The sequence below is a fragment of the Paenibacillus sp. OK076 genome, from assembly GCF_900110055.1.
GTDB lineage: Bacteria > Bacillota > Bacilli > Paenibacillales > Paenibacillaceae > Paenibacillus.
This window is the reverse complement of the sequence record NZ_FOCH01000001.1, coordinates 3,718,603-3,733,754: the sequence shown is the minus strand read 5'-3', so window position 1 is coordinate 3,733,754 and position 15,152 is coordinate 3,718,603. Positions and strand designations below refer to the sequence as shown.

Here is a 15,152-nt window from a genome sequence, read left to right as displayed (position 1 = left end):
GGTGAGCGATGATGGATGGGCAATATGACACAATGGTTATTGGTGTACTTGCTGTCTGCTTGATTATTTGGCTGTTCTTTGGCTTTCGTAATTGGGTTAATCGTCCGATTCCGGTAAGCTTGTCGGGTATGCAACTGAATTCAGAAATTCAGGATTCACCGGCAGTCGATCTGCTTGAAGCGGAAGGATATGAAGTCATCGGAGGTAAAATGAAAGTTCCTTTAGCTATTGAAGCGGATGAATCCGTTTATTACAGCAGGCTGTTCATTGATTATGTAGCCGAGCGTGATGATGAGAGATATCTGGTGAAGACGTCCCGTCGCAGGCAACCTCTTGAATTTACTGGGCCCTCCCTGCGCGATCGCTTCCTGTATTATTTATTGTTATATCCCGGCTGTGAAGGGCTGCTGTATGTGGACATGGAGGAATTGGATATCAAGGTCATCAGACTCATGGACTATCAGGAAGACGTGTACGATGGAGATGATCTGGACTAAGGGTACTTATGGAGCCTGAAAGTTGTTTATATAACGAATGAGGAATAATGGATGGCAAACTTTAAGGAAATTAGAATTAGTCATTTGATGCAATACATTGAACTTTTAACTGGAGGCATGTATGAAAGGACAACGACACATTAAGATACGTGAAATCATTAGTCAAAACGAAATTGAAACCCAGGATGATCTGGTTGAAGCTTTGCGGAAATCCGGATTTCAGGTGACTCAAGCCACGGTATCACGGGATATTAAGGAGCTTCTTTTAATCAAGATCCCGATGGATGATGGACGATATAAGTATTCGCTGCCTACAGACCAACGATATAATCCGATTCAGAAACTGAAACGGGCCCTCGTGGATAACTTCTTACACATCGATCATACAAACAATCTGGTCGTGATGAAGTGTTTGCCTGGCACAGCTAACTCCATTGCTGCCTTGCTCGATAATATTGAGTGGACTGAAGTGATGGGCACCATCTGTGGAGATGATACGATACTCATTATCTGCCGGACGGAAAGTAACAGTGTGACCGTAATCGAGCGGATTATGGGTTATATTTCCTAGAATATAATGGTTCAAAAACATAATTTCTGAGTGAGTCTTCCGGAGGTGTTTTTGCAGATGTTAGTAACATTGTCGATTCGTAATCTGGCTGTTGTAGAAGAAGTTGATGTGGTTTTCCACCCGGGCTTCCATGTCTTGTCTGGTGAAACGGGAGCAGGTAAATCGATTATTATTGATGCCCTGGGTTTGATTGCAGGTGGACGAAGCTCTGCCGATCTGATCCGTTATGGATGTGAGAAGGCCGAGATGGAGGCTCTGTTTGAAATGGAGCCAAGCCATCCGGTATGGGAAACGCTGGAGAAGCTTGGTATCCATTGTGAGCCGGAGGAGCATCTCGTGATTCGCCGTGAACTGAATACCCAAGGCAAAAGTACATCTCGTATTAACGGCCAATTGGTCAATTTAACGATGCTCCGTGAAGTTGGAGAGAAATTAATTAATATTCACGGACAACATGAACATCAAAGTTTGTTGCGCGCAGAAAGTCATCTGGGGCTTCTGGATACATACGGGGCAGCAATCATCGGTCCAGTCAAAACGGAATATCAGGCACGCTACAGTAAATTTATTACGGCGGAAAAAGAACTGCGTGCACTTCAGGAATCCAGTCAACGTGCGTATCAATTGCTGGACATGTATCGCTTTCAGCTTGAAGAGATTGCAGCGGCTTCTCTAACACAGGGTGAGGATGAATTACTCGGAGAAGAACGGGTCAAACTATCCCATAGCGAGAAAATGATGGACAGTGTTGCTGGTGCATATGATTTGCTTAGCGGTCAACGTGGGTTAGAAGCTGTAAGTATCGCATTGTCACGAATTGAAGATATATCAGGATATGACAGCAAAGGCTTGCAGCCTATTGTTGAACAGCTCCAGTCTGCATTTTATCAGCTGGAGGACGCGACGTTTCAGTTGCGTGATTATCGGGAGAAGATCGAATTTAACCCGGGTAGATTGGAAGAAGTGGAACAGCGGCTGAATCTGATTTCTGGCCTCAGACGGAAATACGGCGACAGTGTGGAACTTATTTTGAATTATTATGAACAAATTAGCCATGAGACCGACCAGCTGGAGAACAAGGATGAACGTCTGGAGAAGCTGCGTAATGAACGTGACAAATTGCTCAAATTAGTCATGGAGTCTGCGGAGGAGCTCAGCCGGGTTCGTAAACAATGTGCCGAGGAACTTGCAGCGCAGGTGGAGAGTGAGCTAAAGGATCTGCAGATGGAGAGAACGACGTTACGCGTTCAGATTACGCCTTTTGAAGATGCAAAAGGGATTGAATGGAATGGGCGTCGCATTCGTCTTACGCGTCAGGGTGCAGATAATGCAGAATTCCTGATTTCTCCGAATCCAGGTGAGCCTTTACGTCCGCTCGGCAAGATTGCTTCCGGTGGTGAGTTGTCCCGAATGATGCTGGCGATGAAGAGTATTTTCGCACGTCATGACCGGATTCCTGTGTTGATCTTTGACGAGGTGGATACGGGGGTAAGCGGAAGAGCAGCACAATCCATTGCGGAGAAATTATATCGCCTGTCCTCCACTTGCCAAGTATTCTCTATTACTCACTTGCCACAGGTCGCCTGTATGGCGGATCATCAGTATCTCATCGAAAAGCATGTGTATGATGGACGCACGATGACACAAGTGGAGTCGCTGTCAGACGAAGGCAGAGTGAAGGAATTGGCACGTATGCTGGGCGGAGTGGAAATTACAGAAAAAACGCTGCATCATGCACAGGAAATGTTGAATTTGGCGGAAGCCAAAAAAGGGTGAAACGAGCGGCTGGCGTAATGATTGACAGTAATAAAAGCCTGGGGGCGAGGTTATCTTATAGGTACGCAATTGGCGACCACCTTTCGTCAAGCGAAAGAAGCAAAGGGAGTGTGACAGCCATTGAATTCCCCCCTCAGGAAGAAATTGCTAGGTCTTTTATTTGCCTTCTTTCTATGTGTGATCAGCCAGGTCATTCAGCCTGTGCAAAGTTATGCTTCATTGCCTGATGAACTTCAGGTATTTGCAGGCAGGCAAGCTGACGTTCATCTCGCTGTACCGGCTGCTTCAAGCGCTGTTGTGGACCGTCCTGACATCATTGGTTTTGATGGAAAGGAAACTGCGGTCCATGTAACGAAGCAACAACCTTTGCATCTTCATCCCCAACAAACGGGACATGCCAAATTAACGTTGAAGTTGTGGGGCAAAATTCCGGTGAAAACGGTTAACGTAAACGTGATTCCGGATTTGCGTGTAGTACCCGGGGGACAAACCATTGGCGTCAAAGTAAAATCTGCAGGTATTCTGGTTGTGGGGCACCATCTGGTCCGTTCTGGACAAGATGAACGTGTATCCCCTGGAGAATCAGCAGGGATTAAGCTCGGGGACCTGATTACTCATATGGACGGTAAACGTCTTGATGGTGTATCGGGCGTAGCTGAAGCTGTTGAGCTTGCAGGCAAGAGCAAAAAAGGAATTGATGTGGTGTTAAAACGCGGCAAAGAAACAGTTAAGACGCGTTTGACACCGGCTTATGATGCCGAAGACAAAGCCTGGAGGCTGGGATTGTACATTCGTGACTCTGCTGCAGGTGTAGGGACATTAACCTTTTATGCTCCGGATCAGGGCGTATATGGCGCTCTGGGACATGTTATTACGGATATGAACACACAGACCTCCATCGTTGTTGGTAGTGGTCAGATTGTTCAGTCTAATGTAACATCGATCTCCAAGAGTGAGTCCGGTGATCCGGGGGAAAAACGAGCTCATTTCCTGAAAGAAAGCAAAATTCTGGGCAATATTGAACGTAATACGGCTTTTGGTATCTTTGGTAAAATGTCCGGTAATCCTGAACATAGCTTGTATTCAAAAGGCATTCCCGTTGCTTTTTCCCATGAAGTAAAAGAAGGTCCTGCGGAAATTCTCACTGTCGTTGAGGGCCAGCAGGTGGAACGATTCTCGATTGATATTGTACACGTAGCAGACCAATCCGAACCGGCAACCAAAGGCCTGGTGCTTCGAATCACAGATCCAAAGCTGCTGGATAAGACCGGAGGCATTGTGCAAGGCATGAGCGGCAGCCCCATTGTGCAAAACGGTAAACTGATTGGTGCTGTGACCCATGTGTTTGTCAATGATCCGAAATCAGGTTATGGCTGCTTCATTGAGTGGATGCTACAGGATGCAGGAGTCATGATGAAAAAGGAACATGCGAAAAACCTTAAGGCGGGTTAACCTCCTTAAGGTTTTTTTGTCGAATGGAAACATATAATATCGGATAATGAAATAAATTATTTATTATATAGCAATGCGAAAAAAAAATAAAGAAAAATAATTTTCGACAGAAGGAATTTCCTCCCCTGTGTCGAAAATTTAACCTGTAAGGAAATGTACGAAACGATGTTTAAATTAAAGGAGGATACCGTTTTGCAAAAAATTGAGGTATTGCTGGCCGATGATAATCGTGAATTTACGAATTTGCTTGCCGAATATATATCCGAACAGGAAGATATGGAAGTAACCGGAATTGCATACAATGGAGAAGAAGTGCTGCAGTTGCTGGAGCAGACTCGCGATGTACCGGATGTACTCATTCTGGATATTATTATGCCTCACCTGGATGGACTTGGTGTTTTGGAGCGTCTGCGCAACCTGAATCTGTCTCCACAGCCCAAAGTCATTATGCTTACGGCTTTCGGACAAGAGAATATCACGCAGCGTGCCGTGCAACTCGGAGCTTCTTATTACATCCTGAAACCGTTTGACATGGAAGTGCTCGCGAATCGTGTGCGTCAACTGGTGGGCACGCAAACTACGATCTCCACAGGTGGTGGTGGCGGTTCATCGATGTTTATGAACAAGTCCAACGTGGTACCGATGGGTAAACACAAAAATTTGGATGCAAGCATTACGTCCATCATACATGAAATCGGCGTTCCTGCGCATATTAAAGGATATCAGTATTTACGCGAAGCCATCACCATGGTGTATAACAATATCGAAATTTTGGGTGCCATCACCAAAACCCTGTACCCAGCGATTGCCGAAAAGTTCAAAACAACGCCGTCTCGCGTCGAACGAGCCATCCGTCATGCCATTGAAGTGGCTTGGACACGTGGCAACATCGACAGCATCAGCCACCTGTTTGGCTATACGATCAACATCAGCAAGTCGAAACCGACGAATTCCGAATTCATCGCGATGGTTGCTGACAAGCTGAGAATTGAGCATAAGGTGTCCTGAAAGGATCAGGAATAACGATCACCTGAACCCAATAAATACTTATTTACACATAAGCGAACACCACGTTTTTATTGAGTCTTCCAAGACCATTAGAACGTGGTGTTTTTTTGCGCGAATAATATGGAATTCCTTTTTAGAAAAATGAAGCAATCTTTATTAAACAGGAGTGGCTGTAGTGAGGCTTTTTCAGATATAAATTTTTGAATGGTGAAATTTTTTACAAACTTTTACTTGCAGTTAACGCTTTCTCAGCAAGAAAGTGGTACGATGTGACCACTGACAAGATCCACATTATAGGTATAAAGGATGAATTAAATGAAGAGAACGACTTTTTTCTGTACATACATAAATGAACTATACAATTCTCTGAAATATGTACATAAATCACTTCAACATTCTATGCTTAGTTACAGACAATTCACCGGACTGCAAAAAATTATGCGTAATAGAATGCTTACTACATATTTTCAGCCAATTTTGAATCTGCAGGACGGGCGATGTCTTGGATACGAGATATTAAACCGTCCTCCCATATCTGATCTTTTTCCAAATGCAGAATCTTTTTATCAATTCATTGGTCATACGGATCAGGTGTTCACATTTGAACGCTTCTGTCGTGAGATTTCGATTGAAAGATTCAGAGACTCTTTAACTACAGAATGTTATCCCGACAGTACCGTTGGTTTTTTAAATATACATCCTCAAGTTTTAGCGGATTCTACTTACCGCAGCGGAGAAACAATCAGTCTATTGAACAGTTATGGTCTATCCCCTGAGCAAGTGGTCTTCGAGCTAACCGAAAAACAGGCAGTCCAGGACTATGTAGAATTCGAACGCATACTCTCGAATTATCGCTCACAGGGCTTTCGGATTGCCATTGATGATGCGGGTTCCGGGTATAGCAGTCTGAAGGCGATTGTAAGTCTAAAACCTGATTTTATTAAATTGGACAGAGCGCTGATTAGTCGAGTGGATACACATCCGGATCAGCAGCACATTGTTAGAATTCTTAAACAATTTGCTGTCGACTCGGGGACCAGTATCATCGCGGAAGGCATCGAGCGTTACGAGGAAATTCATTTTTTACGACGTGAAGGTATCGAATACGGTCAGGGTTACGCCCTTGGAAGGCCTGACACAGTATTAAGGCCGTCTCCCTTATCTTTTCCCGGGTAATTAAGGATTTAAAAAGTAGATGGTATGGCTAGGTATAGAGGAGGCGAATGGTATATTTACGCAAATAGGTGAGATAGCCGATACGATTCCTGTAGTAGCGCCTGAAACAAAATGTGATATCGTCTACAATCTTTTTAAATCAAATCCCAATCTGGAAGGTGTGGCAGTTATGGGAGAACAAGGGGTGTCATTAATGATGCGAGCTCGTTTCTTCCAGCAGATTGGTACACAGTACGGCTATAATTTGTATATGGGACGCCCGGTGGAACTGGTTATGAACGCGCGGGCACTAGTCGTTGATTACGCTGAACAGATTACGGATGTAAGCCTTCTGGCTATGAATCGATCTGAAGAAGAGTTATACGATCTAGTACTTATAACAGCTGAAGGCGTCTTGTATGGAGCAGTTAGTATCCGACGTCTGCTGCTTGCTGTTGCGGATGTTCGAGCCGAGATGGCGATTTTCATGAATCCCTTGACAGGTCTTCCAGGTAACCGAATTATAGATGAACGATTGGATCAGTTACTACAGCTTGATTATTTTAGTGTTCTATACATAGATTTGGATTACTTTAAATCCTACAATGATAGCTATGGGTTCAAAATGGGAGATCAGCTCATTCAAGCTACTGCTAACCTGCTCCGGAAGCTTTTTGTTTTCCCAGAGGCTTTTCTTGGCCATATCGGTGGAGACGATTTTATTGTGATATTAAATCATCATGAATTTAGGCACGTTTGTGAAGAGGTGATAACAGGTTTTGAGCAGATCAAGGGAGCGTTTTACAATCAGGAGGACTTGGATAAACAATATGTTTTGGGCGAAGGGCGTTCTGGACTGAACCGAGCTATCCCGCTTGTATCGGTGTCGATCGCTGTGGTCACGAACCGTAGAAAACAGTATGAAAACATTGATCAAATTGTGAGTGAGGCGACCCGGATTAAAAAAGTATGTAAATCGGTAAATGGCAGCATTATTTGTGGGAATGAGGAAGCCGTATAACCAGTAATGTCGGGAAAAACATTAGATACGGAAAAAACCGTTATTTAAAGGTAGAAGAGACCTGTAAATAACGGTTTTTTATTGGAGAATAGTTATCCATTATGTAATCTAATTAAACCCGAATGTCGAGCGATGTATAGGATGGGACAGGGGATGCATTGGATTGAGTCTCTTGAATTTTTCCTGGGTCTTTATCATTCTGCGTAGCATTGGAAATCTTCGATTTATTTTCAGCCTTATTCTCTTTATTTACTTCCTGATCTTCATCTGCATGAGATGGTGGAGTAGAATGGATAGCTTCTGTTGGTACCGGTTGGTTGATTTCTTTTAATTTTTCCCCGATAGACTGATCAACCTTACGGATTTGAGAATCAATCTCTTGGACCATCTCACGCTTCATTTGAAAAACAGTTTGTTCAGCGTTCTCCAGCATCATCGACTTGCCCATATCGTTTCCAGCGTCATTATCGAGAACGATGCGGTCGAAGCGGGTTTCCCCTTCTAGTGTTTGAATGGACCCGTGCATGCGATCACGCAAACCTACCAGTTTGCCTAACTGATCATAAGTCTGGCTATGTTTGATTAGATGACCCATTGCCGGAGCCTGATTTTCACCAGAGAGCTCAGACGGTTGCGGCTCCTGTTGCTTAGGTTGCTCAGACTGCTTCAATTTATTTTTTTCTTGAATCTCCTCGCTTTTGATTTGAGCGATTTGATTATCGACCTGTTGGATGAAACTCGTTATAGATTTAACTCGTTCTGCCTTAATTATGGAGTCCAACTGATCATTAGATTTGACAGATTGCAGTTCTTCATTAAGCCTGATTTTTTGTTTCATAAGTCCCTGAATTTCCTTATCTCTACTGGAGACTTGACTCCCTGAGGTGAAGCTGCTTTTGGAGGCAGGTCAAATTGAATTCATAATCTTTTCCCTTTCATAGTTATATCGTGGCTACTTACATATATGAAATGTTACGAGAAGCAAATGAAGATACCCTGACGAATAAGTTGACTTTCACTTGTGTGTTGCTTACTTGTTAATAATAAATGATAATGGTTATCAATGAGTGAAGGACTGTTTAGTCAATTTATTAGACGGAGTTGGGTTAATGAAATGTGGAATAATTATTACATACTCTGGAACTATGCTGCTGTGAGTATTGCGGATATACGTTATATGGAGTTAAGGCCAACTGAGGAGCTAACCTATAAATTTCCTGCGAGCACATTTGTGTTCACCATCCAGGGTAAATCCAATGTGACGATAAACGACCAGAAGCATGAAGTGAGTCGTTTTTATATTCTCCATGGTGGAAAGGGAAGCGTGCTGCATATTGAAGCTGGACAATCCGGATTGAACCTGTTTTACCTTATGTACAAAGTAAGTCTGCCAAGTGGAGGAAGAACCGATTTGGGCAACATGATGGAGCACATGAACCCATTTCAGCTAACCTATGGTTTTGCCCCCAAGTCACCAATTGTGCTGTATGAGCAAGTAAAACAGATATACACGTTATGGAATCAAAAGAACCCCATACATCATTTTCAGGCAAAAAGCCTGTTTTATCCTTTTGTAGAGCAAGTATCAGCACAAATTCCTCATGCTGCATCTCGCTATTCCGTTACGGATCAGGTCAGCAAAGTCATCGAAATTGTGGAATCATCTTATGCGGAGCCATTGACGTTGCATGTTTTGGCAGAGAAGGTTGGCAGCAGTCCCAGAAGTCTGTCCCGCAAGTTTAAGCAGGCCACGGGTTATAGTCCAATCGATTATTTGATTCAGTTCCGTTTGTTCAAGGCCAAGGAGATGCTGCTGCATACCGACGCTACATTGGATGAGATTGCAGCAGGCATCGGTTATCCGGACGGATATTATCTGGGACGTATGTTCAAAAAACATACAGGTGTTTCTCCACTTCAGTTCAAGGAGAAAACATCTGGACCCCTTAAATGGCCTGATCTGACATCGACCTTGGCGCGAAATGACATTTCCAGTGGAAGAGTGGGAAGGTATGTTTATAACGATGATGATAATCATTATCAATATAAACACGGAGGGTCATTGTACATGAATAGACAGACCAGAACGGGAATGCTGCTTAGTATTTTATTAAGTCTTACTTTACTGCTGAGTGCCTGCTCGCCAGGGGCAACTAGTAATTCTGTTGGAGAAACCGCCGGAAGAAATGGGACTTCGAGTGCCACCAGCACAGTAACGGCAGATAGCCAATCGAGCGCTCCCGTGCCTCGGATCATCTCGACAATTAAGGGAGATATCACGGTACCGGCTGAACCCAAGCGAATTGTAGTTGATTTATATTTGGGAAGCCTGATTGCTCTGGGAATCAAGCCAGTCGGTACACCGGAAATGAATCTGAAGAATCCGTATTTTATCAAATCACTTGAGGGCGTAGAGAATATTGGTGAATACGAAACCATTTCTCTTGAAAAGGTATTGGAACTTCAACCAGACCTGATTGTCACGGGTGATCCTGATTTGTTTGATTCTTTTAGCAAAATTGCGCCTACGCTTGTTATTCCTTATGGAGAGTTGAAAAATACCCATGAAGAAATCGCTTATTTCGGTAAAGCGTTGAACAAAGAAAAAGAGGCTGAGTCATGGTTGGCCGACTACGACGGACGAATTGCGGATGCCAAGAAGCGTGTAAGTGAAGCAATCGACGCAGATGCAGAAGTATCCGTTATGCAATTTTACGATAAAGGACCGTTAGCCTTTGGTGATAATTTTGGGCGTGGAGGTCAGGCTGTGTACAGTGCTCTCGGATTGAATCCTCCGGCAGACAAAAAAGAGATATTAATGAAAGATCAGCTTGTTGAAGTCTCGTCCGAATCCATACCCGAATTTGCCGGTGATTACATTATTCTTACGGCAGACAACCTAACTTTGGAGGAATTGAAATCCAAGCCAGTATGGAGTTCGCTTGATGCCGTTAAGAATGATCGTGTGTTTATCTGGAGTCCGGATCGTTCATGGTACTTTGACCCTATTGCAACGTTGGATCAGACCGAGGAATTGGCAGCTTGGTTCACGAAGACACCGGATCAAAAGTAAATCTTTCGGATCATTGGTTGATGAAATTGAATCCTGGTCAAAATTCAGTTGATAATGAAAATTATTATCATCTATAATGAAGGAATAATAGTGAACCACCATAACGCTTCAGTTAAGGATGGTTTGCAGAATAATGACTTGTACAAGGTCTTTGTTCCTGGTGAGACTGGGATTGGAGAGTAATCGATGCAATTAAACGAACAGATGCAAAGCTGGAATCATGCGGCTGTTAAAATTCTGGATATACGCCGGATCGTCATGGAGGCAGGGGAGATACAGGAGTCCTATTTGCTTCCGGCAAACGCTTTTATATACAGCATTCGGGGTGCAGCTCAACTTAAATTGGATGGGAAAACACACGAAGCACAGCGATTCTGTATTCTGCATGGTGGTAAAGGATCATCACTGGATATTCGGGTGAGCGAAAAGTTTGAATATTACTTGCTGTTCTACAGGGCATTCCTTGCGTTCCCAACTCATCGTAAAACATGGCGGTTGTCACAACCTCCTCAGATTGCTCCGTTCTCTTTGCAATATGGATTTACGCCGAGCAATCCTCTTGCTATATTGCGCTATTTTGAAGAACTGGAGAAAGCGTGGGATCAGGCGAGCAGACTGGACTTGCTACAAGTAAAAAGTTTGTTCTACCAATTTATTCATGAGCTGTTGTTTCAATTGGCAGAGCAGGAAGTCAGAACAGTGCTTCCAGACCCTATTGAGCAAACACTTCGCTACATCCAGGAGCATTATAGGGAACAGGTGACTCTGGATTTTCTGGCTGAACAATTCAACTACAGCTCCCGTCATTTATCTATGCAATTTAAAAGAAAGACAGGACACAGTCCGATTGATTATCTCATTCAAACGAGACTGACCAAGGCCCGGAATCTGCTTGTGCGATCCGATGCCACCCTGCGCGAAATCGCGGCAGAAGTGGGATACACGGATGTGTATTATTTCAGCCGTATTTTCAAAAAACATGTGGGCCTGTCCCCCACACTCTATCAGCAGAAAATAAGGAACCAGACCCTGGCAGAGGATCGTCCATTACAATTCTCCGAATCATCCATTGGCTGGAGATGGAAGCGAGGATATATTGATTATGAGAATCATTATCAATATATAGACGGAGGGTCTACATCAATGAAAAGAAGAAAAACAAGCTCCAGCATGATTTTGGTTGCACTTTTAAGCATCACAATGCTTTTATCGGCATGCTCCGCTGGCTCTGCAACAACAACAGTTACGGGGGAAGGTACGAATACGAACTCATCTACGAGCACAGCCGCATCTTCATCATCAGATTCAGGTAGTCAAACGAACAATGAAAATGGAACACGCACGGTCTCCACGGTTAAAGGTGATGTTGTTGTCCCGGCAAATCCTAAACGGGTGGTTGTACTTTATCTTCAAGGAGATGTTGTAGCGCTTGGAATTAAGCCTATTGCGACGTCTGACGTATTTGATGGGGCTGCATATAAGAATGAGCTTGAAGGGGTAAATTCACTAGGCACCTGGTTCGAACCAAACCCTGAGGCTGTCATTGATCTGGACCCGGATTTGATCATTGTTCCTTCAGAAGAGACTTACACGCTATTAAAAGATATTGCACCAACTGTGTATGTCCCATATGAGAAAATGACAACGGAAGAAAGACTTCATAGTATCGCTAGCATTTTCGGCAAAGAACAGGAAGCAGACGTTTTAATCGACAATCTTAACAGTAAAGTTGAAGAGAGCAAGAAAAAACTTGCTGATGCAGGTATACTGGACAAAACGGCCTCCATCGTCGAGGGTGGGCTGAAAGAGATGGTCATTGTAGAAAGTAAGCAATACGGCCGAGGATCTCAGGCTATATACGAGTACTTGGAAATGAAAGCACCTGAAGCGGTCCAGAAAAAAATTGACGCCGTTTCCGACGCTGCAGGTTCGACCTTGTCCATGGAAGTTCTTCCTGAGTATATGGGAGACTACGTGTTTCGTTCGGTATATGAAGGGGCAGATAACCTTAACGATAATCCAATCTGGAATAGCATACCCGCTATCAAAGAAGGCCGTCTAATCGAGATTGATTTTGATTTCTTCTATTACTCGGATATCTATTCCATCAACAAGCAAATCGATTTTGTTGTCGAGCATCTACTCGCAGCTCCCAAAGTAAAGTAATCAACAGATAATCAAACCGATGGTAGTTTTGTATAAGAAATGTTTGAATTTTAGCCATTGTAATTTGATAAGTTTCCCATTAGACTAGGAAAAGAGTGATAATGAGAATCGATATCAAATAGTCGAGTGGTTTGGATCGAACTGATGGAGGTAACTACATGGATCAGCATTTGGAATTATATGATGTAACAATTATCGGCGGGGGACCTGCCGGCATGTATTCTGCATTTTACAGCGGGATGCGTGATATGAAGACCAAGTTGATTGAGGCGAAGGATAGATTGGGTGGTCGCATGCTCTTTTATCCAGAGAAAATGATCTGGGACGTTGGCGGCGTTACCCCGATTCTGTGTGAAAATTTGATTAAACAGCTGGAAGAACAGGCGAGAACGTTTGAGCCAACGATTGTGTTCGAACAGCAAATTGAAGGATTCAAACGTCAGCCTGATGGCACAATTCTGCTGACATCGCATACAGGAGAACAACACTGGACACGTACCGTCATATTGGCGATCGGGTATGGAATATATAAAATGGCGAAGCTGGAGCTTGAAGGCGCTGACCGTTATGAGGTTACGAACCTTCATTACACAGTACAGGAGCTGGAACCTTTCCGTGGCAAACGGGTACTGATCTCGGGTGGGGGTGACTCCGCGGTGGATTGGGCCAATGAACTTGAAGCGTTGGCAGAGCAAGTGACGGTGGTGCATCGTCGTGACCGCTTTGGCGGATTGGAGCGTAATGTACTGCGGATGAGAGAATCCTCAGTGGATATTCGTACACCATACGCCGTTGATACCCTACATAGTCAAAGTGGGGAGATCATCGAACAGGTGACGATATCCCATGTTGAGACAGGTGAGAGTGAAGTTCTTGATGTGGATGCGATTATCGTCAACCATGGCATGAAGAGTGATTTTGGCCCGATCCGGGATTGGGGACTTGATCTTGGTGAATGGCATGTCACCACAACAGAGAAGCTGCAAACGAATATTCCAGGCGTCTTCGCTGCAGGAGACTTTGTAGATTATGGAAGTAAACTGTATCTGATTGCTGGTACATTTACGGATGCGGCCCTCGCGGTAAACAGTGCAAAACTGTATATGGACCCTGAGGCAGAGAAAGTTGCCTATGTGTCTTCCCATAACAGCCGTTTTAAGGAGAAAAATAAAGCACTTGGTGTTGTGGAAGAATAGAATCTCTTCATATAATTCAACTCCAATTGTTCAAATCAAACGAAGTAGTTCTGGCTGATGTCGGAACTGCTTTTTTTGTTTCCATTTTCGGTATGAACCTCCTCAAATTGCACAACATAGAACAGGCACCGGAATTGAACATGCATCATCAACTGTCTATAATGAGCCTTAGAAGTGAGGAGAAACATCAAGAAACGTTAAACAGATTAGAGTGGAGTGCACAATTATGAAAAAAGAAATTCAACGTATATCCACATTCATGCATCGGTGGTTCAAAGGCCCTGAGAAAAAACGCATCAAATGGTCGGAAGTCTATCTCGCTGTTGCTGGGAAAATGCACCGACTTCTGGTGGAAGGCCGGCGCGCACGTTCAGCAGCCAGGAGGCTGCATCAGGATTTGCCTATTATCGCTTTGGGCCAGATGAAGCTGGAGCCGGGAGATATTTTATATACGCCAAGTTCGGAATCGACTTATTACGCCGGGCATATGGGGATTATTGGACTCGACGGTAAAGTGTATCACGTACACCCTTATGGACCTGTGTTTGCCGATTCCTTGGAATGGTACGTTACCCGCTTTTATGAGGGGGACCGTTTCATTGTATTTCGTTCCCGTTTGAATCAGGCTGGTGTGAAGGCAGCGCAGTGGGTGCATGATCATTATAAGCAGGTGAAATTCTATCGATTGCAGACGAATCTGCGCAGCATTGAACGAAACTATTGTTCCAAATTTATATATCAGGCGTACCAGTTTACATCTGGACTTGATCTGTGGAGCCGAAAGTTTGTGAAGCTGAATCAGGGATATATCTATCCGTTTCGAATTGAGCGCTCACCCGCGCTGGAGGTTCTTGGAACGTTTTATAAATAAGGCTAGTTAACCGACGGAAGTTCCTTACTTTTACAAGAGGAAGGGGCGGGTTCTGTCGGTTTTTTTTGTATGCATAGAGATCAAAAACAGGAAAAAGGCTCAAAACGTCGAATAGAATATGAGATAGGCATGTACAACTTGGAATCGTATACATAACCAATGCAGGATCAATTTTTGCCTAAACATAAGCAATTCACCCCTTAGAAGGCAAACAAGGAAGAGAGAGAAAGAGATGAAATGGCTCAACTTTATGCGCAGGTTCAAATCAACCTCAAACGTAGTAAACCTATCCGACTATACTCCCAGGAAGGAAAGGAGGTATTATTGTTCCATCTGTAGTAAAAAAGTGAAGTCTATTGTGCATTA

12 protein-coding genes are annotated in these 15,152 nt (G+C 43.8%); 11 read left to right on the top strand and 1 reads right to left on the bottom strand.

The annotated features are described in order from the left end of the window. Positions 1–8: 8 nt before the first annotated feature. The 7 genes from BMY78_RS16580 to BMY78_RS16550 all read left to right on the top strand — a co-directional run bounded on the left by BMY78_RS16580 (position 9) and on the right by BMY78_RS16550 (position 7,480). Positions 9–497 carry a hypothetical protein gene (locus tag BMY78_RS16580; RefSeq protein ID WP_256222170.1) on the top strand — a complete coding sequence of 163 codons (489 nt, stop codon included), beginning with the start codon at positions 9–11 and terminating at the stop codon, positions 495–497. A 121-nt stretch (positions 498–618) separates the two neighbouring features. Beyond that, positions 619–1,068 (top strand): transcriptional regulator AhrC/ArgR, encoded by a 450-nt coding sequence (ahrC, locus tag BMY78_RS16575; RefSeq protein WP_063565708.1) that lies wholly within the window; start codon positions 619–621, stop codon positions 1,066–1,068. A gap of 57 nt (positions 1,069–1,125) precedes the next feature. Continuing rightward, positions 1,126–2,844 (top strand): DNA repair protein RecN, encoded by a 1,719-nt coding sequence (gene recN, locus BMY78_RS16570; RefSeq protein ID WP_090900766.1) that lies wholly within the window; start codon positions 1,126–1,128, stop codon positions 2,842–2,844. A gap of 120 nt (positions 2,845–2,964) precedes the next feature. Continuing rightward, positions 2,965–4,296, top strand: coding sequence for a SpoIVB peptidase (gene spoIVB, locus BMY78_RS16565; RefSeq protein WP_090900763.1), 1,332 nt, complete (start codon positions 2,965–2,967; stop codon positions 4,294–4,296). A 192-nt stretch (positions 4,297–4,488) separates the two neighbouring features. Further along, positions 4,489–5,304 (top strand): sporulation transcription factor Spo0A, encoded by an 816-nt coding sequence (gene spo0A / locus BMY78_RS16560; RefSeq protein ID WP_076291888.1) that lies wholly within the window; start codon positions 4,489–4,491, stop codon positions 5,302–5,304. A 315-nt stretch (positions 5,305–5,619) separates the two neighbouring features. After that, positions 5,620–6,480, top strand: a complete 861-nt coding sequence (locus BMY78_RS16555) for an EAL domain-containing protein (RefSeq protein ID WP_090900761.1) — start codon at positions 5,620–5,622, stop codon at positions 6,478–6,480. A gap of 19 nt (positions 6,481–6,499) precedes the next feature. After that, complete coding sequence (locus tag BMY78_RS16550; RefSeq protein ID WP_256222168.1) at positions 6,500–7,480, top strand: GGDEF domain-containing protein; 981 nt, start codon at positions 6,500–6,502, stop codon at positions 7,478–7,480. A 112-nt stretch (positions 7,481–7,592) separates the two neighbouring features. Here the strand turns inward: BMY78_RS16550 and BMY78_RS16545 are convergent, their stop codons facing one another. Then, the gene (locus BMY78_RS16545) at positions 7,593–8,318 is read right to left on the bottom strand and encodes a hypothetical protein (protein ID WP_090900758.1); all 726 of its coding nucleotides are present in this window, start codon (positions 8,316–8,318) and stop codon (positions 7,593–7,595) included. A 276-nt stretch (positions 8,319–8,594) separates the two neighbouring features. On the opposite strand from BMY78_RS16545, the gene BMY78_RS16540 reads away from it, so the two are divergent. The 4 genes from BMY78_RS16540 (at position 8,595) to BMY78_RS16520 (ending at position 14,786) form a co-directional block, all read left to right on the top strand. Continuing rightward, positions 8,595–10,553, top strand: a complete 1,959-nt coding sequence (locus BMY78_RS16540) for an AraC family transcriptional regulator (protein WP_177185753.1) — start codon at positions 8,595–8,597, stop codon at positions 10,551–10,553. 186 nt (positions 10,554–10,739) lie between these two features. After that, positions 10,740–12,719: an AraC family transcriptional regulator gene (locus tag BMY78_RS16535; protein WP_090900752.1), complete on the top strand. Its 1,980-nt coding sequence runs from the start codon at positions 10,740–10,742 to the stop codon at positions 12,717–12,719. A 158-nt stretch (positions 12,720–12,877) separates the two neighbouring features. Further along, positions 12,878–13,915 carry an NAD(P)/FAD-dependent oxidoreductase gene (locus BMY78_RS16530; RefSeq protein WP_090900749.1) on the top strand — a complete coding sequence of 346 codons (1,038 nt, stop codon included), beginning with the start codon at positions 12,878–12,880 and terminating at the stop codon, positions 13,913–13,915. Positions 13,916–14,141: 226 nt separating this feature from the next. Further along, on the top strand, positions 14,142–14,786 hold the full coding sequence (locus BMY78_RS16520; protein ID WP_090900744.1) for a hypothetical protein: 645 nt from the start codon (positions 14,142–14,144) through the stop codon (positions 14,784–14,786). Positions 14,787–15,152: the final 366 nt, after the last annotated feature.

Bases quoted from the DNA above. Each gene is read 5' to 3' on its own strand.
- BMY78_RS16580 (WP_256222170.1), top strand. From the start codon at position 9: ATGATGGATGGGCAATATGACACAATGGTTATTGGTGTACTTGCTGTC.
- ahrC (WP_063565708.1), top strand. From the start codon at position 619: ATGAAAGGACAACGACACATTAAGATACGTGAAATCATTAGTCAAAAC.
- recN (WP_090900766.1), top strand. From the start codon at position 1,126: ATGTTAGTAACATTGTCGATTCGTAATCTGGCTGTTGTAGAAGAAGTT.
- BMY78_RS16555 (WP_090900761.1), top strand. From the start codon at position 5,620: ATGAAGAGAACGACTTTTTTCTGTACATACATAAATGAACTATACAAT.
- BMY78_RS16550 (WP_256222168.1), top strand. From the start codon at position 6,500: ATGGTATGGCTAGGTATAGAGGAGGCGAATGGTATATTTACGCAAATA.
- BMY78_RS16545 (WP_090900758.1), bottom strand. From the start codon at position 8,318: ATGAAACAAAAAATCAGGCTTAATGAAGAACTGCAATCTGTCAAATCT.
- BMY78_RS16540 (WP_177185753.1), top strand. From the start codon at position 8,595: ATGTGGAATAATTATTACATACTCTGGAACTATGCTGCTGTGAGTATT.
- BMY78_RS16535 (WP_090900752.1), top strand. From the start codon at position 10,740: ATGCAATTAAACGAACAGATGCAAAGCTGGAATCATGCGGCTGTTAAA.
- BMY78_RS16530 (WP_090900749.1), top strand. From the start codon at position 12,878: ATGGATCAGCATTTGGAATTATATGATGTAACAATTATCGGCGGGGGA.
- BMY78_RS16520 (WP_090900744.1), top strand. From the start codon at position 14,142: ATGAAAAAAGAAATTCAACGTATATCCACATTCATGCATCGGTGGTTC.